Annotated in this window: 18 protein-coding genes; 9 read left to right on the plus strand and 9 right to left on the minus strand. The window is 54.7% G+C overall.

The genetic code is table 11. The features are described 5' to 3' along the window. Positions 1-166 precede the first annotated feature (166 nt). The 3 genes from ampE to J3P88_RS25900 form a co-directional block, all read right to left on the minus strand. On the minus strand, positions 167-1,003 hold the full coding sequence (ampE, locus tag J3P88_RS25890) for a regulatory signaling modulator protein AmpE (RefSeq protein ID WP_434572381.1): 837 nt from the start codon (positions 1,001-1,003) through the stop codon (positions 167-169). Continuing rightward, a complete protein-coding gene (gene ampD / locus J3P88_RS25895; protein ID WP_186729519.1) occupies positions 1,000-1,560 on the minus strand; it encodes a 1,6-anhydro-N-acetylmuramyl-L-alanine amidase AmpD in 561 nt (186 codons plus the stop codon). Before ampD ends, ampE begins: the two co-directional genes overlap by 4 nt. Before the next feature lie 64 nt (positions 1,561-1,624). Next, positions 1,625-3,838: a DUF1631 domain-containing protein gene (locus tag J3P88_RS25900; protein ID WP_434572383.1), complete on the minus strand. Its 2,214-nt coding sequence runs from the start codon at positions 3,836-3,838 to the stop codon at positions 1,625-1,627. Between the two features lie 225 nt (positions 3,839-4,063). Here J3P88_RS25900 and nadC point away from each other — a divergent pair, with 225 nt between their 5' ends. Beyond that, complete coding sequence (gene nadC / locus J3P88_RS25905; protein ID WP_434572385.1) at positions 4,064-4,912, plus strand: carboxylating nicotinate-nucleotide diphosphorylase; 849 nt, start codon at positions 4,064-4,066, stop codon at positions 4,910-4,912. A gap of 152 nt (positions 4,913-5,064) precedes the next feature. Here the strand turns inward: nadC and J3P88_RS25910 are convergent, their stop codons facing one another. Continuing rightward, positions 5,065-5,370 carry a DUF6388 family protein gene (locus J3P88_RS25910; RefSeq protein ID WP_434572387.1) on the minus strand — a complete coding sequence of 102 codons (306 nt, stop codon included), beginning with the start codon at positions 5,368-5,370 and terminating at the stop codon, positions 5,065-5,067. 304 nt (positions 5,371-5,674) lie between these two features. Between J3P88_RS25910 and J3P88_RS25915 the strand changes: the two genes are divergently transcribed. Both J3P88_RS25915 and J3P88_RS25920 read left to right on the plus strand, forming a co-directional pair. Beyond that, positions 5,675-6,223 (plus strand): hypothetical protein, encoded by a 549-nt coding sequence (locus tag J3P88_RS25915; RefSeq protein ID WP_186705988.1) that lies wholly within the window; start codon positions 5,675-5,677, stop codon positions 6,221-6,223. 201 nt (positions 6,224-6,424) lie between these two features. Further along, positions 6,425-7,564, plus strand: coding sequence for an integrase (locus tag J3P88_RS25920; protein ID WP_434572390.1), 1,140 nt, complete (start codon positions 6,425-6,427; stop codon positions 7,562-7,564). 48 nt (positions 7,565-7,612) lie between these two features. Here the strand turns inward: J3P88_RS25920 and J3P88_RS25925 are convergent, their stop codons facing one another. Beyond that, positions 7,613-7,831, minus strand: a complete 219-nt coding sequence (locus J3P88_RS25925) for a hypothetical protein (protein ID WP_434572391.1) — start codon at positions 7,829-7,831, stop codon at positions 7,613-7,615. 545 nt (positions 7,832-8,376) lie between these two features. On the opposite strand from J3P88_RS25925, the gene J3P88_RS25930 reads away from it, so the two are divergent. Together J3P88_RS25930 and J3P88_RS25935 are read left to right on the plus strand one after the other, a co-directional pair. Then, the gene (locus tag J3P88_RS25930; RefSeq protein WP_434572393.1) at positions 8,377-9,570 is read left to right on the plus strand and encodes a hypothetical protein; all 1,194 of its coding nucleotides are present in this window, start codon (positions 8,377-8,379) and stop codon (positions 9,568-9,570) included. Positions 9,571-10,195: 625 nt separating this feature from the next. Further along, positions 10,196-12,289 (plus strand): hypothetical protein, encoded by a 2,094-nt coding sequence (locus J3P88_RS25935; RefSeq protein WP_434572395.1) that lies wholly within the window; start codon positions 10,196-10,198, stop codon positions 12,287-12,289. A 587-nt stretch (positions 12,290-12,876) separates the two neighbouring features. Here J3P88_RS25935 and J3P88_RS25940 read toward each other — a convergent pair. Both J3P88_RS25940 and mobC read right to left on the minus strand, forming a co-directional pair. After that, positions 12,877-15,873: a TrlF family AAA-like ATPase gene (locus tag J3P88_RS25940; protein ID WP_434572397.1), complete on the minus strand. Its 2,997-nt coding sequence runs from the start codon at positions 15,871-15,873 to the stop codon at positions 12,877-12,879. Between the two features lie 719 nt (positions 15,874-16,592). Next, a complete protein-coding gene (gene mobC, locus J3P88_RS25945; RefSeq protein ID WP_434572399.1) occupies positions 16,593-17,135 on the minus strand; it encodes a plasmid mobilization relaxosome protein MobC in 543 nt (180 codons plus the stop codon). Between the two features lie 453 nt (positions 17,136-17,588). Between mobC and virB5 the strand changes: the two genes are divergently transcribed. From virB5 to J3P88_RS25965, 4 genes are read left to right on the plus strand one after another with little or no spacing between them, the layout of a single operon-like run. Next, positions 17,589-18,323, plus strand: a complete 735-nt coding sequence (gene virB5, locus J3P88_RS25950; RefSeq protein ID WP_139049112.1) for a P-type DNA transfer protein VirB5 — start codon at positions 17,589-17,591, stop codon at positions 18,321-18,323. A 10-nt stretch (positions 18,324-18,333) separates the two neighbouring features. Next, the gene (locus J3P88_RS25955; protein ID WP_434572401.1) at positions 18,334-18,813 is read left to right on the plus strand and encodes a hypothetical protein; all 480 of its coding nucleotides are present in this window, start codon (positions 18,334-18,336) and stop codon (positions 18,811-18,813) included. Further along, positions 18,810-19,070: an EexN family lipoprotein gene (locus tag J3P88_RS25960; protein WP_139049110.1), complete on the plus strand. Its 261-nt coding sequence runs from the start codon at positions 18,810-18,812 to the stop codon at positions 19,068-19,070. Before J3P88_RS25955 ends, J3P88_RS25960 begins: the two co-directional genes overlap by 4 nt. 1 nt (position 19,071) lies before the next feature. Then, positions 19,072-20,148 carry a type IV secretion system protein gene (locus J3P88_RS25965; RefSeq protein WP_139049109.1) on the plus strand — a complete coding sequence of 359 codons (1,077 nt, stop codon included), beginning with the start codon at positions 19,072-19,074 and terminating at the stop codon, positions 20,146-20,148. A gap of 1,085 nt (positions 20,149-21,233) precedes the next feature. Here the strand turns inward: J3P88_RS25965 and J3P88_RS25970 are convergent. Then, entirely contained in the window at positions 21,234-22,418 is a 1,185-nt protein-coding gene (locus tag J3P88_RS25970; RefSeq protein WP_434572404.1) for a replication protein RepA, read from the minus strand. 3 nt (positions 22,419-22,421) lie between these two features. Continuing rightward, positions 22,422-22,763 (minus strand): helix-turn-helix domain-containing protein, encoded by a 342-nt coding sequence (locus tag J3P88_RS25975; RefSeq protein WP_171061312.1) that lies wholly within the window; start codon positions 22,761-22,763, stop codon positions 22,422-22,424. Positions 22,764-23,375: the final 612 nt, after the last annotated feature.

Consider the following 23,375-nt stretch of genomic DNA (forward strand, 5'->3'; position numbering starts at 1 on the left):
CCACGAAAAACACTGTGGCGAGGGAGCTTGCTCCCGCTGGCCTGCGAAGCAGGCCCCGGGGTTGCTCAGGCAGATCGCTTTGTCCGGGTTTGCGGCTGCTGCGCAGCCGAGCGGGAGCAAGCTCCCTCGCCACAAAAACGCCTGGCTACAACCTTGCTTACGTTGATCAGGCCAACACCGTCCACAACGCAAACCCGGCATACCAGAGCACCGCCGCACGCAGCAGCAATTCCCATAGGCGATCCAGGCTGTTGATGCCGTCCGGCCCGGCGACGGGCTTGGGGATCTCGCCAGCCACCAGGCCAACCTTGTCGATGAGGTCGGCGGCGCTGATGTTCCAGTTCAACAGTTCATGCAACATGACCCGGCTGACCGCAACAAAATTGCCCACCAGGGCGAAGCTCGCCGCCAGCAACCGCACCGGCACCCAATCGAAGGCATGGCGCATTTGCGAGGCCCGCTCGGCGACGCCGGGGTTCTGGCTGTGCTCGGCAGCCAGCGCCAGCAATCGATAGCTCAAGGCCGCGACCGGGCCCAACACGAAGTACCAGAAAATCACCGCGAAAAAGCTCTGGTAGGCCTGCCACAACAAATGGCCCTGGACTCGCTCCAGCAACTGCTCACCGTCATCGGCTTCAATGTCCAGGTCGCGCTTGGCCACATGAGCCGCCGCTTGCAGGTCTTCCCGCCGCCAGGCGTCGCGAAACGGCCCGAGGGCGGCCAGCAGATCGCCGCGCCCCAGGCTATAAATCACCACCAGCAAGTGCACCGGCAGCGCCAGCAAACCGTAGGCCACTGGCTCCAGCACCCACAAAAGCAACGCCAGCAGGGCCACGGGCAGCAGGACCATCGCCGTCAACACCAGCCAAGGCCGGTTGACCCACCGTGGGCTCGCCTCGAGCTTGTTCAGCTCGCGCAGCCAACCGCCGTCGCGCTGGACCCGCAGGCGCAAGGCCGAGAACTTCTCGATCCAGACGGCCAGCAGCAACACCAGAAAACTCATTGTCCTTCCCCTTCTGTCAGGGCCGCGCGATAGCGCGCCCAGTCGAATGCCGGTCCCGGATCGGTCTTGCGCCCTGGAGCGATGTCGCTGTGCCCGCAGATACGCTGCACGGTGATCGCCCTGAACGCCGCTTGCAACTGCCGGGTCAGGTCCACCAATGCGACATATTGCGCGTCGGTGAATGGCAGATCATCCGTGCCCTCCAGCTCGATGCCCAGGGAAAAATCGTTACAGGTCTCACGCCCCTCGAAGCACGAGACGCCCGCATGCCACGCGCGATCCAGACAAGAGACAAACTGGGTCACGCTGCCGTCACGTTCGATCAGGAAATGTGCGGAGACGCGCAAGTCGGCGATACCGGCAAAGTAGGGATGTTCCGTGACATCCAGACGATTCTGGAAGAATTCCTGCACCTTGCCCGTGGCGAATTGTGCCGGTGGCAGGCTGATGTTGTGGATCACCAGCAGGGAGATTTCGCCTTCCGGGCGCGCATTGAAGTTGGGCGACGGGCAATGACGCACCCCCTCGCACCAACCGCTCGCGGAGTCCAACTGCATACAGGTTCCTTCGATGACGACGGTGAATGCCGTCAGTATGCCGTGATCGGGCCGGGCTGCGCGATCACTTGCCGCGATTGAGCTGGCGCAGATTGCCCAGCACCGACTCCAGCGCCCGGTCGAACAACAGGGTGTCGTCCAACAGCCGCGCCGCGCCCCGGCGGAACTCCAGGGCCAGGCTGGTGCGGCTGTGCTCCAGCACCTTGAGGCCAGTGCGATTGACGAAGACGTATTTGCCGGTGGCCTCGATGATCGCCGCCAGCTTGCAACGCAGGGAATTGTCCTCGTCCTCCTGGAACTCGACCCAGCTCCCCAGGTGCAGTTGGTCGACCTGCAGCAGGCCGACGTCATCCGCCGGCAAATGCACCGCCACGCTCTCCCCCGCCGACTTTTGCGGCGCACGCAAAACAATTCTTTCCGACACCTCGACCATGGCCGGCGAATCGAGCGACTGGACCTGTTCCGTTGCCTGGCCCACGCGTTCGAGCGCCTGCACATGGAGGACTTCCAGCTCACTGAAAAACTCGCTGGTGGCGAATGGGTCGAACGCCGAACGGCTGAGGCCTTCACGCAGGGCCTTGAGCAGCTCCGGCACCATCGCCAGCAGACGCAGGCCCGCATCGGGCTCGTCGTGAGGCTCGACGCTCCAGATCAATTGCTCCAGGGTCAGGACGTCAGCCTGCCACTCGGCGGAATACTTGCCGTGCTTGAAACAGGTCAGCAACAACACCTGGCTCCAGGCCTGCTGCACGAACTCCACCACCGCTTGTGGCAAGACTTTGCCCAGCATCACCTGGTTCAGCGCCCCTTCGACACGCTGGCGCGCCAGTTCGGCCTTGGCCCGCCCTTCTTCGGCGTCGCGGATACGCTGCTCAAGCAACTCGCTGCGGCGCCGCTCGTCACTGGTGAAGGCGAGGAAATCGGCGAGCAGTTCGGAGAAAATCGCCGGGTCATCGACGAAGTCATTCAGCAAGCGCTGCACGACCTGCTCGATGCGCAAGTACAGGCTGTCACGCTGATGATCGTCGCAATCGCCCCACCCCATGGCCGCGGCCGCGATTTCGTTGAGCAGTCGCCGGGCCGGATGGTTACCGCGGCTGAAAAAGCTCTTGTCCTGCACCGCGACCTTGAGCATCGGGATTTGCAGGCGACCGATCAGGGCCTTGAAGGAATCTGGCAGGTTATGGTCGTCGAGGATGAATTCGAACATCATCGAGATCAGGTTGATCACATCTTCATCCGCGCCGTCGACCACCCGGGACTTGCCACTCCTGACGCTGACCCGGGTCAGCAGTTGTTCGAGCTGGCTACGCAGGTCGAACTCGTCCTGCACGGCAGGCGCCGGCACGTATTGCTGCAAATGCGAGAGCAGCCGCAGCAGGTCACGGGTAGAAATTGGCTGGGGCGGCACACTGGGTTCCAGGGTCGGCGCTACGCTGCCACGCACTTGCATCAATAGCTTCTGCAAGGCGGCGAACACTTCCTGCACGCTGTCGTCGACTTCGGCATCGCTGGGTTTGGCGGCGATTTCGGCGTTGGGCCTGGGGTTATCCTCGGGGCGATCCGAAACCCGACGCGCCGGCGTCACCTTGAGCTCCGGCAGGATCCCCGTGGCCGCCAGCAACTGGTTAGCCTCGGTATAAAGTTGGTCGCACTCGCTGAGCACATAACGCTCGAACAGTTTGAGCAGGATCAGCTTGACCTTGATGCCCACGCCCAGGTTGCGCCCGGCCTGCAAGAACTTTTCGCACAGCAGTGCCGGGCTCAGGGGATTGTGCTGATTGCCCAGCGGTCGAGCCAGCAGCACACCGAGCCGGGCCGTCAGTTGCTCCAGCGCCACGCCATCGCGCCTGAGCACCCGAGCGACCATGGCCTCGACCGCCAACTGCCGCTCCAGGTCGTCCTGGGAGCGCCGGGGTTGACCGTCCGACGCCAGGGTAGGCGCCAAGGTGGCGTGGGTCAGGTCGTACTGGGCCAGGCTGACGAAGGTCTCGAAGAACTGCTCGATGAATTCCCGCTCGATGCTTTTGCGCTTCAGGCGCAGGTCCCGCATGGCCTCGAAGTACAAGTTCTGCTCGACGTCATCGCGCGCCCGGTCGGCCATTTCGAACAAGGTGTCGTCAGCGTTATCGAACAGCCCCTGCAAGCCCAGGCGCAACTGCTGGGCGGCCTTGTCGCGAACCTGAAGCAGAATCACAGGCAGGCGGGCGAGCGGCGAGCGAGTCGCCTGATCGGTAGACACCTTGTGCAAAGGCACTACATTCCCGTCGTTGTGCATCCTGGCCTCCTGAAACGGTTCTTCGGCTCATGACGTCAAAGCTATGGCGTCAATCGAAAGGCGGATTATGGGTAAAAGAACCCCGCCGCACCAGCGGTACTCTGTGACGCAGCTCGAAATACGGCGCAACTAGTGACCGAGGAAATGAGGAAATGTTGCGAGGAAGCGACCAAATGCAGGTTTCGACACCCTATAATCCAGGCCACTTTGTTTGTGGAGCCCGTTATGCCGAATCTACGCCTCGCCGACCTGACCGCCGAAATCGAAGCCAACGTGCGCCGCGCGTTGCTTGAAGACATCGGCAGCGGCGACATCACCGCGCAACTGATCCCCGCCGAACGCCTGGCCAAGGCCACCATCATCACCCGCGATGCGGCGATCATCAGTGGCACGGCCTGGGTCGATGCCGTGTTCCGGCAGCTGGATCCGCGTGTCGCGGTGCATTGGCAAGTGCGCGATGGCGACCGGGTCAGCCCCGACCAGGTGCTGTTCCATCTGGAAGGCCCGGCCCGCTCGCTGCTGACCGGCGAACGCAGCGCGCTGAATTTCCTGCAGATGCTGTCGGGCGTCGCCACCCGGGCCCGCTACCTGGCCGACTTTGTCGCCGGCACCCAAGTGAAGTTGCTGGACACTCGCAAGACCCTGCCCGGGCTGCGCCTGGCCCAGAAATACGCAGTCACCTGCGGCGGCTGCCATAACCACCGCATCGGCCTGTACGATGCCTTCCTGATCAAGGAAAACCACATCGCCGCTTGCGGCGGGATCGCCCAGGCCATCGCCGCCGCCCATAAGATCGCACCGGGCAAACCGGTGGAAGTCGAAGTGGAAAGCCTGGCGGAATTGAAAGAAGCGCTGACGGCCGGTGCCGACATCATCATGCTCGACGAACTGAGCCTGGACGACATGCGCGAAGCCGTACGCCTCAATGGTGGCAAGGCGAAACTGGAAGCCAGCGGCGGCATCAACGAAAGCACGTTGCGCCCGATAGCCGAGACCGGGGTGGACTACATCTCGATCGGGGCGATGACCAAGGATGTGAAGGCGGTGGATCTGTCGATGCGACTGAGCCTCTGACAGGCTGACGCCGGGCAATCAGAAACGAAGATAGTCCGTGGCGAGGGAGCTTGCTCCCGCTGGGCCGCGAAGCGGCCCCCTCTTTTTGGGGCTGCTGCGCAACCCAGCGGGAGCAAGCTCCCTCGCCACAGTGTCGCTCTTACCGCGTGTTCTCAGACCACCAGATTATTCATCTCGCAGTATTCTTCCCATTCCACACCCAACACCTCGGCCGCTTCTTTGTGCAATGCAAGGCGCTGCACCTCGAACTCTTCAGGCGTGCTGGTGTACTTGAGCGTCAACTCCCAGGGTTGCAGCCCCTGGGCTTCGGCCTCGTCCTCGAATGCCCATTGGATCTGGTCTTTCTGATCGTCGGCGGACAAGTCCTTGATCTCTTCCAGCAACTGGGGCGCATCCAGCACATATTTCTTCAGTGCTTCTTCGTGCCTGGCTTCCTGTGTCAATTCTTTAACAGTCATGGCGTTCTCGTTGATCTGGGGAATGGAAGATGGATCTGGATCATCAAGGATCTCTCTGACGCAGGAAGCCGTTAGAAGCCCGGTTCACCTGGCCTTCAGAACCATTCGTGGATCATCTGAAAACTGCTGGGCGGTGCTCATGCAGGCAGTGAATATAGGATGTTTTGCCAACGATTTACACGGCTCTTTACATCTATCCCACAAAAAACCATGTGCATACGAAGCTAAGGGGACTAGGGAACATCTGTCAGAACAACCAGTCATAGCAATGTGCTATTCCGGCATCTCACAAGGAACCCCAGTGATGCGCAGCTTTTCGAAACGTTCGTCGACCCGTCTTGCTACCGCGACCTTGCTGCTCGGCAGCCTGACCTTGGCCGGCGTTGCCCAAGCGGCGGTTGAAGTCTCCTCCGATGGTCCCTCTGACCACGACGCCATTCCTGCACTTCATTACAACCAATTCGATAAGTACGTACTCGTAAAGACCAACGTCAGCGCCAGCGCCTTGGAAAACCTGCCAAAAGCCGTAAAGAACAATGCCGACGAACTGGAAAACCAGAAACGCACCCTCAGCGACCAGGCCCGCCAGATCGAAGAACTCAAGCGCAACAGCGGGTCCAGTTCCACCTCCAGCAGCAAGGAGATCGACGAGCTCAAGCGCACCATCAAGGAACAGGAAAGCGATCTGAAGGATCTTGGCAAGCAGGTGGAAGAACTCAAGCGCAATAGCGGCTCCAGTTCGAGTTCGAGCAACAGCGAGATTTCGTCCCTGAAACGGGAACTCAGCGATCAGGACAACGAGATGGACCAGCTCAAGCGCACGGTCGAGGAGCTGAGCAGGAAGGTGAAATAACGAGGGGAGATGGTGCCCGAGACAGGAATCGAACCTGCGACCTTCGCGTTACGAGTGCCTGAACTCGACATTCCAAGGAATCCCGGTAGCCTAGTCTACAAGCACTTTGCAGGCAGCCTCAGCCTCAGGAGAAGACAGCATGTGGCTTTATTGTCCCAATTCTGTCCCACTGGCGGCTGACATCATTGGGGGAGAAAGAGTATGGCTAGCTTCCGTAAACGCGGCGAATTGCAATGGCAGGCACGTGTTCGTCGCAGGGGCTACCCTGACCAGGTAAAGACATTCAACACTCGGGCCGATGCGGAAGAATGGGCCAGGGCCATTGAGCACCAAATAGATCGAGGTGCGTTCGTCAGTCGCACTGAAGCTGAAGCTACCACGCTCTACGAAGCGTTGAGCCGTTATGAGAGAGAGATCACCGCTCATAAAAAAGGAGAGGTAGCTGAGCGTTCAGTACTGCGAATTTGGAAAGCCAGCGAGCTTGCTATGAGAACGATGCCGGCGATCCGCAGCTCTGATATCGCCAAGCTACGTGATCAATGGTTGAAATCCGTGAAACCCGCCACTGTATTAAGGCGATTCCAGGTGCTTTCCCACGTATTTAATATCGCTCGCAAGGAATGGGGCATGGAGAGCCTTAGCAATCCCCTTGAGCTCGTACGCAAACCGCAACCCAACAATGCGCGTACGCGACGCCTCTTCACGACAACCTGTTCGGATATGGTCATACGAAGCGAGCCCCCTATCTCCGCCGAAGAAAGCTCAGAACAAAGCCCTAGCCGAAGCGCACGCGACGATGAGCTAGAGCGCATCATCGCAGCCACAGAATCCGGTGTCCTTCCCTCTATAATTCAGCTCGCCGTTGAGACAGCAATGCGTCGAAGTGAAATTGTTAGCCTCCGCTGGGAGCATATTGATTTTAGGGATCGAGTCGCGCACCTACCAAGGACCAAAAACGGCGATTCACGAGACGTCCCCCTTTCATCGAAAGCAGTGGCAATCCTTAAATCACTGATACCCAACAGTAAAGAGATTCACCATGAAAGCAATGACACCAGAGTGTTCCGAATTCGAAGCGACGCGGTCACACGAGCTTTTGAACGGGCAGTAACACGTGCAAGGAGAATCTATGAGACCGAATGCCAGGAAGCCAAGATCCGGCCGGCACAAAGGTATCTCACCGATCTCCGATTTCATGACCTACGGCATGAAGCGACGTCTCGCTTGGCGGAAATTTTCCCGATGCATGAGCTAACCAAAATTACGGGACATAAAGAGCCGCGCATGTTAATGCGCTACTACCATCCAAGGGCTAAGGACTTAGCTAAGCGGTTGGCCTAATAGAGAACGAATTTTTATGCTCCGTTGGCTAATGCTGGGGTTAAACACCTACGATTTGCGTATCCGCATGATGGCATCTGTGATCGCCTGGGCATTTGTGTCCAAGGTTTGCATTGCTGTCATCGCGTTATCGGCGACGCTCTCTGCTCCCTTTCCCGAAAGTAGCTTAACGACCTCTTCAATAGCAGCAGCTAACGCGTGCTGGTTGTGCAGAAGCACCGTTATAGCATCTGCAGTGGCGATGTGGACCTCTGAACATTCACACATGGTTTTCTCCTGGGTGATGGTGCGAAAAGACTAGATTATTTTTCCGCTGGTTGAGACCTCCTGCTGACCATCGCACTGCCTACGGGCCAGAAACCCTTGGGTTTCCGCTTCTGCACGGTCAGGTAAGAATGGCCTGCGCTCCGAAGCGTGGCGTCGCACAGAAAGAGGCTGTTGCAACGCCCCCTGACGATGATGGTATTGCTTCGCCGCTGAGCACCCCCCGCCGGACGCGCTAGTGAGCCGGTGGCCCCTATTTCCATAAGTAACTGCCAGGCGTTCCAGCAACGCCTTGGCAACTGCTTGGCTTAAAGCACCTATTATATTAAGCGTGTGTAGCGGCCTTGATTGAATTGCGCTTTTTGCTATCGCAATCAAGGCAGTAATGGCTCGATTGCGGTCCTAAGCGAAAGGCAGCAATCGGCAGATTTTGTTGAAAAGTATGGATTCCACGACTTTTGCAGATCCTGAATAGCTATACGCCTTCCAGGCTTGGTACCGCTTCAGCAGACCCGTTCATCAACCAAAACGGATAAGGATATCGACAATTGCAAATTCACACACCACCTCTGATCTACTTAGATAGCTGCGACTACTCCAACCTTAGCAAGCCTGGGATCGATGGGCCGGATGAGCGGCATTTGGCGGCGCTGAGAGCGATAAAAAAACGCGGAGAGGCAGTCTTTGTGTTCTCGGGAGCACATATTTCAGAAATGTCGCCGATGGATCAGCAGTCCGCTTCTGCTGCATCTGAGCGGACGAGACTAATGGTGGAACTCTGCGGTCGTAACACGATGATATCGTTCGATCGGCTAATGAAAGCGGAACTCGCCCGCTTGGCCACGCAAGACCCTAAGTCTGTCACTGCAGTAGATGGTGATGGCGAGTGGTTTCCAGACATGGGGTCGCTCATGAGCCCGATTGATGAACTGGGTGTTGCAGGAGCGCTGCAGCAACAGATGGATGAGCACGGAATGAACCGCAAAATGCGGAGGACCTTGAAGGCCGGCACGACAAACAAGCATGGCCGTTTCCGCAGCGATATAGAACAACGCTGTGGCCAACTGCTGGACTACAGTGAGCTACTTGAGCGAACGCCAATGCGTCCCCGGGATATGACAGTGCTTAAGCGCTACCTCCTAGGGAAAGCGACGCGAGAAGAGGCCGACAAAGCTTTCTTGGAAAGCCTCAGAGACCCCAGCTACATGGCCCAATGGTTCATCCATCATCACCACAAAATGGGAGCCATTGGAGACTGGGTCAGGCGACCAGCGCGAGAGCTTATTGAAAATTGCGAACAAACGCTATCTAACCTAAGCGCCCAGCTCAAAGCGTTGCCGGAGAGCGAGCGTGTTGCAGTCATGACAGGCGTAAGTGGGGAGCGCTGGGCGAAGTTTAAGAAGCAGGGACTGATCGATATCGTCAACCGGTTGCTCGTTCGCCTTTTACCTGGAGCTCCTGACTGTAATGATGCAGGCGATATTGAGCAGTGCTGCCCTGGTATCTTCATCTGCATTAATGCGTTCTACGATTCACTACAGAAGTCTTTTGGAGAACGACCCCGGGCGATGAAGGCCAGTGATTTCGTAGATGTCATCCACGCGCTATACGTCCCTTACGTGTCGTATTTCAGGGCTGACAAGCATATGTGCGGCGTCCTTCAACCGCTTGCCAAGCGTTTCGGTACTCAGGTCGTCGCTTCACCTGCCAAGCTAACCGAGGCCCTAGGCGTAGCACTCTGAACAACTGGTGGCGGAACATGTTCGTTGGAATGCGGGCTAGGGTTCAGTGTGGCCCGGGCCGCTGGGCGTAGCTGCTAAGCGGCCGCTGCTCCAAGTCTAGGGACGCGGCGGCTGTGACGATAGCAGGTGATGTGCCGATTTGAGTTGCTGCACGGACGGGGGCTTGAGGTCTGGCTCCGTTAGCCCTGGACCAGGGACGCGATAACCGCTTAGCTGGTGTAGCGGAACCGTCGAACTTGCGGGTGATGGCCTAGTTTGGCCCAACGTGTGGACCACAGCGCCCCGACCGAAAACTCGAACGACTGCAACGCCGGGCCAGCCAATAGCGGACTGCTGCTCATAGCCGATTTCTGTCAGAAGTGACCGGGAACATTCGGCCCAAAAGCGACCCTTCGTAGGTAACATCTGTTGCTGGGCGGGACTATCCGGTTGGGGACTGTGTCGGGGTTATGGAAAGGGCTTGAGAAAACCTAATATTAGCGTGATAGTGCAAACGTCAACTACTTGAGCAAAACGGCAAGACACAAGATTTTTGGCACAGTTCTAACCACGACGGCTAGCAACAAAAAAGTATCAGAAAATTATAACCAAGCAGCATCATAAAGCATTAAGTCAAGGAGCAGGCATGAATATCGAGTCGCTTAGTAGATTAATTGAAAGTGTAAATGTAACCGACTTAAGAACTTTATGCGCTGACTTCCTTCCAGAGATAGGCCTAACAGCGGCCGTATTTTCCGATGGTCCATATGACGGAGGAAAGGACTATGCCATTCATGACGACCCTATTAAAGGAGTCAAAATAGGAATTCAATTGAGTGTGGAAGCCAAGTGGAAAAAAAAGATTCAAACTGACGCCGCCAAAACAAAAAAAAATTTCGACACCAATTTAATGTATTTCATTTCTAGCAGACGAATACCAGATGGTAGTTTTGAAAAGGAACGTGCATCCATATTGGCCACGCTCGGTGTAAGCGTGATCAAATATGACTGTCAGGCGATCGCAACCAAATTCATCCAGAGCAATAAAGTCTCAAATCTTCTAAAAGCCCTAAACATAGAAATCCCTGCCCCCTCTGACACTGTAAAAAAGTATTTAGGGGCGAAGAACGAAGCGATTTCTTCATTATTGATGTTTGATACAGATGCCCAAGACTTTCGAATAGGTCTATATGACTCAATAGTCAAATCAATACTTGCACGTTACGAGCCAACAATAAAGCGAGCAGATTTGATAGCGGCCATTCTGCAACTTTATGAAATGGAAGAAACGCAAGGCGTGCTGATAAACTCTCACATAGATCGACTCTTGCAGAGAGGTGAGATCCTATCAGAGCATGGAGAGCTAAAGTTGCACCCGAAAGAGCATGACACTTATGCAGGATTAAGGGCTGCAGCTGAAGTAGAATCCAATATATTGCGAGAAAAAATCAGCGATTACCTTGCAGCAAAAAAATGTTTCACGAAAGTTGAAAGCAATGATTTGTTACTTGATAACTTCCTTTCGCTATCAGCTGCTTTGCTCGACAAAAATTTTAAACTGAATGACGAGCCAAAAGGGGAGAACGAAATATATCTGAGCATCCGTGCACTGCTTGAATCCACAGAGGGAGAGGCCTCTACAAATCAAGCATTTTTAGATATTTCGAATATAGTCGCCAACTCTGAGTTCGCCAAGCTTGTTGCTTCGGCAAAGCTCTACGACTGCATGCTCAACTCTGACTCTTCACGCCTTATAAGTGCCTTAGGAGGAAATCAGAGTATTAATGTTTACTTTGACTCTTCGGTAGTAATACCAATGATCTGTGGTTTGCTATATGAGCCCGTCGAAGAACGATATAGTCGATCAGGAAAAGCCCTATACTCATTAATGGCCGCTCACGAGTTTTCCTCTGTGATTCCAGCTGACTACATTGAGGAAATAGGCGCCCACTTAATTGAAGCGTGCCGTGACTACAGGCATATTCTTAATGAACAAATCGATATGACTCACTCAGGAAATGCTTTTGTGAGCCACTATTCACATTATATTAAAACCAAGTCGGGTGAGGGCCTGACATTTTCCGACTATGTTTATACATTAGGTGTAAAGCTCTCTAGCGTAACGCCTGAGATGACAGATGGAATGTTTTATAGGTTGAGAGATAGAGCATCCCGCGCAGTTTCTGAGATAGCTGAGAAGTACGGCTTTGTCGTCGAAATGATGAAACCTAAGTTTGTCGATAAGAAAATCACAGAGATTGAAGAATTCATGACGGAGCACGGCATTAGGAAACCTGCCGTTTTAATTAGGCATGATGCGAATGTAATTGAATATCTTTCGGGAGCTTACATTCCGTCTGGATTCGCTAAAGTTCTTTGCACATGGGACAAGGTTCATCTATTATTAAATCCATTGGGGCTAGATGGTTATCATGTAATGAACCCCATAGTTTTAATCGATTTCCTTTCCATCGCAAAGAAAACCGCTAAAAATTATTCATTAGCACATTTACTAGACTTCGCTGCGATTCAGAATGAAAAAGATTTGGAGCTTAGTGCAAAAATCTGGGACTCAATAGCCAAACTTGATAGTAAAAATTTGGCCGATGCAACCTTCATGAGAAAAGCAAAGCAGTTCAAAGAAGATTACCTTGAGAAGCATCTCGGCGAAAGAGATGACCTACCAGACAATATAGAAAAGGCGTGGTTAGCTTGGAAAAAAACCGCAGAAACCAAGTAATTTTGGCGATCTATACATATTATATTTAGTAATTTAAGCACCAGCTTAATATTTCGGCTGGACCGCACAGTTGAGGCTATCAACAGATGACGGAACAGCTTTGTGTTATAACTATTTCGGCCTTCGATGGTTTCGCAAAGCACAGAAACGAAGAAAGACCTCGCACTTATAGACTCGAAGCATCCCAAAATCCATGATCAAGCTACGAGTGTGTAGCTCCATTCGATGTCGCCCTGGATATGAGAACGTGGTTTTCGAGACTTAGTTGTCGAGGACCAGATGCAGTCCTCACCTGCCCATTGCTGCCTAAACGAGAGGCAGCTATTGGCCGATTCTGTAGAAAAATCGGCAATGGCTTCCACGGGAGAAGATATGCGCTTGTGATTGAAATCTTTATTTTGAGCAGAGAATTCCGGGCTCAGATTTCGCATAGCAGCGAGCAGGGAAGGCGTTTTCAACATTCAGTATGCCGACAGTTTGAAAGAACCGACCTTTCAACTGAGTCGGCAGTTTTCAGACGATCGCAAACTAGGCCGACACGGTCAGTTGCTGTCATGAGCAAATACTCGAAAAATGGTCCTAGCCGGCTAAAGTGATACACGCAAACGCCGAGCACGCTCCTTGAACGCCCGCTCTCCCCCTTCCAAAATCTCGCAGACTCGCTGCCTTATACGGGGATTCTCTAGACTGCCGCATTCGTACGTGATTTCGGGTAATAGTCCCAATCTATGGCGACCGCAAGACGCTACAATCACTTGATCAGCATCAGTATTCACAACCAAATTGGCATTGTGGGTCACGATAATAATTTGACGTCGCAGCTTAGCCTCTCGGAATCGTGAAACCAACTCCTCAAACACAGATTGCGGATCCAGATTCTCTTCCGGTTGATCAATGATGAGCGGCCGATCATCTTCCGCATCAATCGACAGGTACAGCAACAACAGCACGATTCCTCGCGTCCCTGGCGAAAGCTGCTCAATCTCCACTCCATCGTATTGAAGGGTGTATCCAACCGTTATGTGTTCGGTACTGTAGAGCCAATCCGAAATTTGACGAGCCCACTCGCGGAACTCGACGTTGTCCGGTTTATGCGCACGCAGGTTTTCTTCATTGGTCTTGACGAACTCCAGCAGCGCAGCAGCCGCTTCGGCGGATGTTCCTGTCTGCCAGGCAGACATCAATATTACTTTAGCAGCCAGTAAAACTTGGCCACGTCCTCGGAATGGCCCAGTGCGAAGGTCGAGCAAGTTTTCGCCGGTTATAGCCCAACTTTCAATGTCAATATTACGCTTAACGGTGAACGCTAACCGAGCCATTGAACCAGTATCAGCTTCGATTCGCCGCTGAATCGGTGCATAAAGCGCTTTGAGTTCCTGCTCTTCCTCCACAATCGCCTCATATACCCCCTCGTAAGAAGTACGACGCAGTTGGATCAGGTCTCGTATCTTGGCATCCGCCTCTTGCGCACGATCGATCTGCTCATCGAGCTTGGTCAGAGCGTTTTCTGCCTTGGTGATTTTATCGCTCAGAGCTGAATAACGCTTAACCTTTGTCTTATCCGCGTCAACCAGTAGGTTTAGGCGGATAAGCTCCCGATCTAGTAATGCCAAAGTCTGGATTTGAAGTTCCGCACCATCCGGAATGAGTGGAATCGAGGGGTCGGCCTCCTCGTTGATCGGAGGATCAAGTTCGGATGGTCCTTGCAATTTTTCCGCTAAAGCCTTCACTTGGCTAAGCCGTTGCGCTAAGAGCGTGTCGACATCACTCACGAAGTCCACTTTAAACGCATCCCAATCAGCCTCCGACAAGCCCGTATCAGGACGCTCTTGCTGCATTTCGCCTAGAAGCTCTGGTGCTCGACGGACGCGAAAGTCTTCAACGTCCCCTTTTAGGTTAAGCAACGTCTGGTGCCGCCGCTTCGCACGCTCGACCTGCTGGCGTTTCTGTTCAGCGGCTTGCGAGACATCCTCCAAACGCTTCGTACGCTCCTCATTACCTTTGGGGATCAGCGAAATTCGATCGCGTTTGTCCTGCTCGATCGCCTTGGCTTTCTCATCACGGTCTTTCCGCAACCCTGCCAAACTTGCTTTTCGAGTGCGCTCCTCCGTGAGGTCATTGGAGGCCTTGCGTAGAGTTCCTTGATGGCGCCGGCGCTTCTGATGTGTACTCTCAAGCCTAAGCTCAAGCAATTCCTGAAAGACGGAGGTGCCCATACGATCGTCTCGCGGGTGCGCATTAAATATGACTCGCTCTATCTCCGCATTCAAAGGGTTACTCGTATCCTCTGCAGAGCACAATTTGGTCACAAACTGCTGAGAAAGGTACTGGACGTGAGAGCTGTATAGAAGATCGTAAGCATCAGCATTTATTACTTCGCTACCGGTTACCTCACCATTCTCCCAAGTAAGCTCTACCCTACAGTCATCCAAATGCTGTTTGGCCCGAAAAACAAAAGACTCGGTGTTGATATGCGATGACAGCCCGTATCCCCCTGCTGCAACTAAATCGGCCAGCGCTGTTTTCCCAGACCCACGTGCACCGATTACAGCAACCAAGCCAGAATTTAGCGGAATATCTGCCTTCGTCAGCCATGGCGCACCGCTGACCTTCAAAGACTCGATGGTATGACTCTGCAGAGAGCCGCGTCGTGGTTCTGCCCCAATAAGCACGCGCTCCTCGGGTTCCAGGCAGGTCTGCCGGAGGGATTCAAAGGCCAGGTCACCTTTGATCCAGCAGTAGCGCTGCTTGTCCGGTACGCCCACCATATCAGCCGTATGCGCATCCGACCCATGAAGACAAGGCTTTCGCCCGTTGTATTGCACGTCCAAGTCCTGCACTGAAAGTGCACCTTGACCAAGCCAGAAGCTTATTTGCTTGGGATTGGAGTCGAATATAATATGGGCTAACTGCTCAATATTTTTGCGCTGCGCCGCCCAGGAGTCCCCCGAGTCTCGTAGACCGGAAGTGCCGTCCTTTTGCCCCCCAGCAACTGCGATCAGGGCGTTTTTTTTAACCCATTCATGCTTGCTCAGAGCAGCTTTCAACTGTTCCAGGCTGACCTTGAACTGGTTTGCACCGATAGAGCGGGCCGCCTCAAGATCCGTTTGTTCCGGCTTGTGCTTCTTACCCAAGCGAATCAGATCCTCACGATGACAGCGGAAGTTCTCCCCCTGGTACGGAAATTCAAACTCCAATAAAAATCGCTTTATTCGACCGATGTGATCCGGATCATCCGGCGGGAAGAGCAGATGCAGATTGAGAGCGGCTCCACGGTTCGTCTCGATGTTCAGACGGAGCTCGACGTTGGCGAAAATGAGTCCAACGTTCGGTAGACGTCCCTGGCGCTTGAACTTGAGCACCTTTTCATAAGGATCAATACCGAAGTAATCGGTAATACCCAATGCTCCAATCGTCGGGTCGGAAGATTCCACTTTGGAAAGAAAAGCCTCCCAAGGATCCTCGCCTCTGTACTGATCATTCAGAACTGTGCCAGGCGTATGTATGTGGGGATCCCACCGGTGCCACTCAGATCCACGCTCACTATGCAATACTTTGCCAATTTCGCATGTGTCTTCTTCCATGTCCTAAAATCCCGTTCGGACAGCAGTTTCTTAATTGTATTGCTCCCACCTAATCCCGGTAGATTCGTCTGAGAGCATTACAGAGAGGGCATCACCTAGCTATTCAAAAGCCTGAGCTTAGTCGACTTCCTGCACCCTACATTCTGTTTCTATACGCAGCTACCCCTCTTCACAGGGTTTATTGAACGTAGTCTGCATAGTTCATCTCAACCTCTGCGTCGGGTCGTGGCCGTTTCTAGACCATGAGTCTGCTTGTGACCGATTCTGTTGCAGAAATCGGCCGTGCTTTTCACGTCGAAAAAATGCGCTTGAGGCCAAAATCTTTTTTGAGGATTCTGGGCTCAAATTTCACATAGCAGTGCGCAAAAAAACGTTTTAGCGATCAGCATTACCGACAATCGGGAAGACCACATTTTTCAACAGCATCGGCCACTGGCAGTCGCGTCATCAAGGTCTGCTCTCGGCCAATGATGTTGAAGGCCGATCCTTCCAGAGCGTCCGCATCCTGACCATTTGAAATGCCTTGTCCGCAGCCCGAAAGTTGGGAGTCTTGTTGATAGTGCGAGCGGCCCTCTTGCGCGTCGCCAGTTCGCTCAGCCTTGGCTCAGGACGGCCTGCTCTGGACATACCACTACGGACGCTTTGTTTAATGCCGACCTTGACGCGGCAGTAATCCAAACATTCACCGGCCCCCCTTGATAAGCCGTCCGTCCTCCAGCTCACTCGATGTTCCAGCGCTCAAGGCTGGCAGCGATGGCTGCACTCACAGCATCGGTATGCTTGTCGATGATGCGGCTCAGCTTCTCGATCTGATCGACCGTAATTTTTCCATCTTTGCCTTCGTTCAATCGTCGCGCAATCTGATTCAAGTTCCGACCAATCGTGAGTAGCTGATAGTTCGACTCGCCCAGGGCTTCGATTTCGCTCATGCCGAACTGTGGTTCATGTGTAAGACCAACTCGGCAAGCGTCCACAATCCAGCGACGCATCGAACACCGCTCGATATTCGAACGCTCTCGGATGGCGCGCTTTTCAGATTCGGTCAGCAAGATTTCAAAGCGCACCCTGGGTTCGGCCGGCGCGGCTTCATGCGCCTGGTGATAAATTTTCGGCGTCGGTTTTTTTCCGGCCTTCTCTAGCTGCTCCTCGATAGCCTCTTTGATAGCAGCGCCGGGCTTCTTGCCCAAGGCGTTGCAATAGTTGACCCATAGTCCCTTAGCGGAGCCTAGATACACATTCAAATACGAGTTCTGTTTCTCCATGAATACCTGCCAATAGCTTCAACGAGCAGTACAAGGGGACTGAAACAAGCGAGTACGCGCGTAGTTTACCGGCGCTTAGCCTATCCTGCACTAGTCCTCATACCTTGGCATTTCTTCGTCATGACGAAATTTGCGACCGGAAAGCGCGCTCATTAAAATTGCGAGAAAATTGCTGACTAAACGTTTTTGCATGATCGACATCCCCTAGCCAAAATGGGAAAATGTTGCACGCCAGAATGCATAATTTTGGCTTCCTAGCGAGCGCTGAACCGCCCCAAGAACGCCTCGCGCGTACCGGGTGCCGGCCTGAGAAGAAGGGCCTGACCACCATGAACAGAATGGCCGCCTAGTCGCCCCAAGAACGCTCAGCGTGCCGGGCGCGGTTCCTAAACAGACCGACAGATCGGAACAGTACGATCCTGCGTTCGCCCCCCAACCTTTGGAGTGGCGAATATGAAAAATCCCTTACCCTCTTGGTTCTTGGCCGTAGGCATTGCGGTGCCTTCAGCAGCATTCGCGCAAATACCTGTAACAGTAACCACCCAAGCAAGTGATTCGCCGATGACGATGGCCGAGTTCGCGGCCAATACTGCGCGCTGGGCGCAGCAAGTCGAGCAGATGACGTCGCAGATTGACCAGATGAAGCAGCAATACCAGTCGATCACCGGATCGCGTGGTATGGGCGGCATCATGGACAATCCAGAACTACGAGACTACCTACCCCAAGACTGGCAAGCCGTCTATGACAGCGTAAAAACCGGCGGCTATTCCGGCCTGAGCGGGCGAGCTGGCCAAATCTACAACGACAACAAGGTCTATGACGCATGTGCCAATTTCGCTGTCGCGGCGCAGCGGACGAGCTGCGAAGCGCAGGCCGTGAAAGGTGCTCAGGATAAAGCTTTCGCCCTGGACGCCTACGACAAAGCCAAAGGCCGTTTGCAGCAAATTGATGGACTGATGGGCCGCATCAGCCAGACCCAGGACCCCAAGGCCATCGCGGAGCTGCAAGGCCGGATCGCGGCCGAGCAAGCCATGATCCAGAACGAGCAAACCAAGCTCCAGATGTACCAAATGGTGGCGCAGGCCGAGGACCGTCTACAGCAGCAACGGCAGCGTGAAATCAATGCCAAGGTTCTGGCTAATCGTGAATACACGAAGCACCAGCCTTTCAACCTGCTGGACAAGTGAGGGACACACCATGATTTCCTATATTCACGCCCCTGTTCTGGCTGCTTGCTTCTTCACGCTCCTGTTTATGCGGCGGTGGTGGCTCTGCATTGATCGCATGGGCTTCTCGCGTGAAGTCGGCCGCCGCGCACCGTCCCTTGTTCAAGGCGACATTCTGGCCGCAACCCTCGCCATCGTTCCGTTCCTGGTGGCGGCAGTAGATTGGTTCGGTATCACGCTACCGCGTCAGTCGGCCCCAATTGCCCCCGGCATGGCGGCCTTGATCTCCGTGGCCTGCCTGAGCGGCTGCGTGTTTGTGCTGCGCAATTCTGGCCAACGCTTCGCCGGCCATTGGGCAGGCACACGAGAAAGCGCTCTGCGCACCGTCGCGGCGCTACGCATCATCGACGCGGCCGAGCTGGCCCACGCATTGGACGTGCTGCAACAGCACGAAGCCCGGCAATTCAACGGCCGAACTATCGACGCCGAAACGCGCGAGGTCCGCAAATGAAAAAGCTCTCTATCACCCTGGTCGTCGCGGCCGTCCTGGCTGGCTGCGGCGAGAACACGCCTGTTCAAACTGTCGTTTGGTACAAGATCCATGAGGCCGAGCGCTCGGCGATGATTGCCAAGTGCAAGGCAAACCCCGGAGAACTAAACGCCTCCCCGAACTGCATCAATGCCGTTACGGCGGCAAACCATCTGACCGTTGAAAAGCGCGGCTACACGAAGCACGCCCCGATAAACGCGCTCGAAGGGGGAAAGTGAAATGGCAATCGAATCAAATATTTTCGAGTGGATTGGCGAAAGTATCGACATGACCCTGAACACGTTCGTTCAGGTCACTTCGGGCAACGTCATTTCCATGTTCACCGACGTTTTCATCTACGGTGGAACGCTGACGTTCGTCCTGATGGGGTTCGCCATCATCTTCGGATATGTCGAAGCGCCCTCCTCCAATTTTATGAAAACGTGCGGAAAGTTCATTGTCATTAGCGGCTTGGCGATGAGTGCCCCGACATACCTTTTATGGGTTGTCGAAGCCCTGCGCGGCTTGGAAACCGGCGTGGCTGATGCTTTCTCGGCATCGGGTAGCAGTACGCAGGCAACCTCGGTCTATCAGGTGCTTGATAAAGCAGTCACGGATGGCTTCAAGATCGGCGGCGACATGCTCGAAAAAATGGGCAAACGGCAATGGTATGAATACACCATGGCGGCTTATGACTTTCTGAACGCCGTCATCATCTATCTCGCCACGCTCTTAGTCGCCGTTCCTGCCGGCGCGATGGTCATCGTTTCCAAGATCATGCTTACCGTCATGCTCGGAATCGGCCCGTTCTTCATCGCCATGCTGATGTTTCCCGTCACTGCTAAATGGTTTGATAGCTGGTTCGGTCAGATCATGACCTACATCATGCAAATCGCTCTCGTGACAACGGTTCTCGGCATGGGCATGAAGTTTTTCAGTACGCTTACGGCCACGGTTCTGGCTTCCACTACTGACCACCCTATCGCCACGATGCTTGAAATCCTGATCGTCACGGGTGTCACCCTGTTCTTGCTGCAGAAGGCATTTGAAGCGGCGGCGGCCTTGGCCGGCGGCATGTCCTCAGCAGGTATCACGCTCCGACAAGTCACCCAGGCAGCGGCCTCGCCCGCTACCCAGGTTTTGAACCGACCAAGCACGCGCCGCGATTTGCAAAGTGGGATGATGGTCACGGGGGGCCGGCTTAATCATCTGGCGGCGGGTAACTCGATGTGGAACCCTGCCTATCGGCAGCACATCATGGAGAACCTCGGCAAGAACTGGGGACCCGCCAAGGGTGGAGGGATTGGACGAGACTAATCGTCCTTCATCGACTCTCCTTGGCTATATGTGCGTTCGTCCTGCGCGCCCTGCTGGGCTTACCCAAAGGGGCTCTGCCCCTCTGGACTTCCTGCCCCTCGCCGGGTGGCAGGGCTGCGGGGTAACGCCCCCCGCAACCCAGCCAATAGGGTCATCGTGGAAAGCGCGTCAAGGGTCCGCTTCGCCGGCATCCTCACCCGGTCCCGCTTCGCGGGCTGCGGCTTGCGGTACCGCCCTTGACCCTCTGAGTCCGCGCTGAATTTGTCTTGTTATTAACCTGTTCTCGGTATTTCAGAGTGATCATATGAAGCTACGCAATCCAATTTCCGACGAGGAGCGAAAGCGCAGGCAGGAAGCGGTCGATTATGCTCGAGCATCGATCGAGCTTTCGGGTTTTAGCCTAGGTACCGAAGATGAAGCTCGCGCTCAGGCTTTTGTAAACGGCGATCTGGATTTGAGTGATTTTGTAGGCTCTACAGCGCCGTCTCAGCTGGAAGATGTGTCAAGGGCATTACCGGAGGCCGCAGCGGAGCGGAGCCCGTCAGGGCGAGCACCGAACGGGCGAGGATGATGGGCGCAGCCTTTACCCTTGATACAGCTGCAAGCGTCCCAGCCTAGCGCCAGGGGTAGGAACCAGGCGAAGCCGCAGGACCTGCCCCTGCCGCCCGTCCGGCAAGGATAGGACGCGGGATGCAACCGAAGGGGTTGCCCACGCGAAGCGTGGATCTGCCGAACTCAGACGGTTGCCTTCAAACGCGCTCACGCCTCACTACCAACAGTTTCGTCTTGCTTCATGATGGAGAGGAGATAAATAACTGTTGATATTTGTTTATTTGAAAGCTACTTGCCGAAGCCGAATAAATCTAAATTTTCTTTATAAATCAATAAGTAGAACCTCGAATCAGCAAAGTTCTTATCGGCGTTTCAGCGTCATCGTATCGGTGTTTCAGCAACCCTATATCGGAGCTTCAGCGTAGCGATATCGGCGTTTCAGCGAAAACGCCTGGCTTTATCCACAGGGCACCTCAATGGATCGCTACCACATCCGGACTTAACGACGTTCCGCTGGGACGGTCTCTGCAGCTCTATGGAAGCGCTCGAACATGGGGCGGACTTGGAAGCAGCCGTAACCCATCCCGTTCAGACGAAAGCCGGGCAGCCGGATACAGCACATGTACGTCGTGCAAACAGCGATTGAACTCCGCGCGGAAATGCGCCATCCCCTGGGGAGTGGTCGCGTAGCCTACGCCAAATTGAAAGCGCAGAGCGTCCCATGGAATCAGGGCTGGCCGTCGAAGAATGAACATGCGCCACGTCAGCCATAAATACAGATCTATCGCCAGGGGTGATCGCAAGCAGTGCAATACGCGCAGATCGAACGGCACGGCGCAGTCCATACACTCCCGGTAGAATGCTTCCGACAGGGTAATCGTACTCTCCCAAAGCGAACCTCCACCGGGGTTCTTCTGACCCCAACGGAGTATGCCCTCATCCGACAGCGCGACGTTCTTGTAGGAAAAATCCTCACCCTGATGCGCTTTTAGCGAAATAGTGGTGCTAAACAATTTCGTAGCCTGCATCTTCAGTCGAGAGGTATCGCCACGTAGCCCCCCACTCGTTGACAGGCCGAGCTTCTCGACGAATTCATTAAAGCTCCGACCAAGCTTCAATTCACGCGATCCGGTCAACTTTGCCTCCCGTGTTAACCACGCGGAAATGAGTCGCGGTAGCTTGCCATACGGAAGGCCAATATCAGGGTCCACCAACATGGTGATGGAGGCGAGGCCGTTGTCGCGCTTGTAAAATGCCCCATCAATTTTCTTATGCGGCATTGATGCCCAGATCATAGCGCGCGCCATATATCCAATCTGGCCGGCCGCTGACGCCTCTTGGTTCTGGATCGCAAGGGCAGTATCAAAAAGATCCGCTGCCTTCGCTGCGCTTGCCTTGGCCGCCTTAGTAGAGTGAATACGCGTTTGCTTTGCTATGGGCGCTGTCTTGGGCTCTGGAGGCAGAGACGACAAACCTCGTAGGGCAATATCAGCGGCTGGACGGAGCCCAGGAATGCGCGCTGGCTTCGCCGATCGTGTTGATCCATCTGTTTTTACAGGTGCAACTTGCATCGCCTTTATTGCTGCTGTCCTGGCTGCAATTACTGCAGCCGTTTCGGCGTCCATGCCAGCAAGCACAAGTCCTGCGTAATACCCCGCCTCATCAAACCCTTCGGTATCGGCATTTAGGAGCGAACGACATGATAGGCTGGCCCCCATAACTCAGCCTCCACTCACGAGCGTAGCCAGCGGCAGTACATCCTCTGCCGCACGCCGCCGTGCCATTTGCTCAATTTTGGTGGGCCTACCGCGCCGGGGTTTTAAATGACTCGGATGGCTGGGGTCAGCTTGGAATTGCCTGTCAATGAAGTCAGCAACATCCACCAGCCGAAAAACACGCTTGCGACCAATTTTGAAGGAAGGAATGCGATAGCGCCCCTGGCTAACCAAATTACGAATGGTCTGAGGCTGTTCACTCGTGATTTCGCTGACCTGCTCAACGGTAAGCGTTGGCGGATAGCTTTTGCATAGGAATTCAAGCGTGCTTATTGGAAAGACGGCCATGCCGCACCTCATGCGTAGAAGGCAGTCGTCCCTTGGGACGACGCCAATACGCGAGTTGCGGTGAGGCTCTATAAGGCGTTGGAGGAAACAGCACTTCCTAACAACGCCCGCAAGACTAGGGCCTGATTTCGGGAGTCTAAGGGTGGCCTTGCCATGTCAGCGGCAGGATTGAGTAAGGTCACTCGCATGCCCTTACACCCCGAGACTCTTTACCGGACGCTACCCCGGCGCTGTGTCGCATGTTCACTTTTGCCGATCCCCTATCTCACCTTTGGGGTGGCTCAACTGCCGCGTTAGCGTCCAGTGATCCCTGAGTGGTTGAATCCGCGGCAGCTTAGCTTTCTTGGGACACCCATTGGGCAGCATGGGCGGATTAATCGCCCGTCCGGAAAGCGCCAGAACATTCACAGTCCTAGCCTCCCACTCATCCTGGATCACATTCGAGGTTGACTACCTCGAAGGGTATCGAGCCTAAGCTCAATATCCCGGATCATAAGCCACGTTACCGATAACACCAAGTGGTACAGCCCCGTCAGTTAACGTGAGCGCTGATTGACGAAGCCGGATCGATCAGAAGGACCATGACAGATTTGTCCCAATTTTGTCCCACCG

The sequence above is a fragment of the Pseudomonas sp. Z3-6 genome, assembly GCF_051131985.1.
Taxonomy (GTDB): Bacteria; Pseudomonadota; Gammaproteobacteria; order Pseudomonadales; family Pseudomonadaceae; genus Aquipseudomonas; species Aquipseudomonas zanjanensis.

What these genes read in the sequence shown, in the direction of transcription:
- J3P88_RS25955 (WP_434572401.1), top strand. Translation starts at nt 18,334, where the DNA reads ATGATTTCCTATATTCACGCCCCTGTTCTGGCTGCTTGCTTCTTCACG.
- mobC (WP_434572399.1), bottom strand. Translation starts at nt 17,135, where the DNA reads ATGGAGAAACAGAACTCGTATTTGAATGTGTATCTAGGCTCCGCTAAG.
- virB5 (WP_139049112.1), top strand. Translation starts at nt 17,589, where the DNA reads ATGAAAAATCCCTTACCCTCTTGGTTCTTGGCCGTAGGCATTGCGGTG.
- J3P88_RS25960 (WP_139049110.1), top strand. Translation starts at nt 18,810, where the DNA reads ATGAAAAAGCTCTCTATCACCCTGGTCGTCGCGGCCGTCCTGGCTGGC.
- nadC (WP_434572385.1), top strand. Translation starts at nt 4,064, where the DNA reads ATGCCGAATCTACGCCTCGCCGACCTGACCGCCGAAATCGAAGCCAAC.
- J3P88_RS25920 (WP_434572390.1), top strand. Translation starts at nt 6,425, where the DNA reads ATGGCTAGCTTCCGTAAACGCGGCGAATTGCAATGGCAGGCACGTGTT.
- J3P88_RS25925 (WP_434572391.1), bottom strand. Translation starts at nt 7,831, where the DNA reads ATGTGTGAATGTTCAGAGGTCCACATCGCCACTGCAGATGCTATAACG.
- J3P88_RS25965 (WP_139049109.1), top strand. Translation starts at nt 19,072, where the DNA reads ATGGCAATCGAATCAAATATTTTCGAGTGGATTGGCGAAAGTATCGAC.
- J3P88_RS25975 (WP_171061312.1), bottom strand. Translation starts at nt 22,763, where the DNA reads ATGGCCGTCTTTCCAATAAGCACGCTTGAATTCCTATGCAAAAGCTAT.
- J3P88_RS25900 (WP_434572383.1), bottom strand. Translation starts at nt 3,838, where the DNA reads ATGCACAACGACGGGAATGTAGTGCCTTTGCACAAGGTGTCTACCGAT.
- ampD (WP_186729519.1), bottom strand. Translation starts at nt 1,560, where the DNA reads ATGCAGTTGGACTCCGCGAGCGGTTGGTGCGAGGGGGTGCGTCATTGC.
- J3P88_RS25915 (WP_186705988.1), top strand. Translation starts at nt 5,675, where the DNA reads ATGCGCAGCTTTTCGAAACGTTCGTCGACCCGTCTTGCTACCGCGACC.
- J3P88_RS25970 (WP_434572404.1), bottom strand. Translation starts at nt 22,418, where the DNA reads ATGGGGGCCAGCCTATCATGTCGTTCGCTCCTAAATGCCGATACCGAA.
- J3P88_RS25940 (WP_434572397.1), bottom strand. Translation starts at nt 15,873, where the DNA reads ATGGAAGAAGACACATGCGAAATTGGCAAAGTATTGCATAGTGAGCGT.
- ampE (WP_434572381.1), bottom strand. Translation starts at nt 1,003, where the DNA reads ATGAGTTTTCTGGTGTTGCTGCTGGCCGTCTGGATCGAGAAGTTCTCG.
- J3P88_RS25935 (WP_434572395.1), top strand. Translation starts at nt 10,196, where the DNA reads ATGAATATCGAGTCGCTTAGTAGATTAATTGAAAGTGTAAATGTAACC.
- J3P88_RS25910 (WP_434572387.1), bottom strand. Translation starts at nt 5,370, where the DNA reads ATGACTGTTAAAGAATTGACACAGGAAGCCAGGCACGAAGAAGCACTG.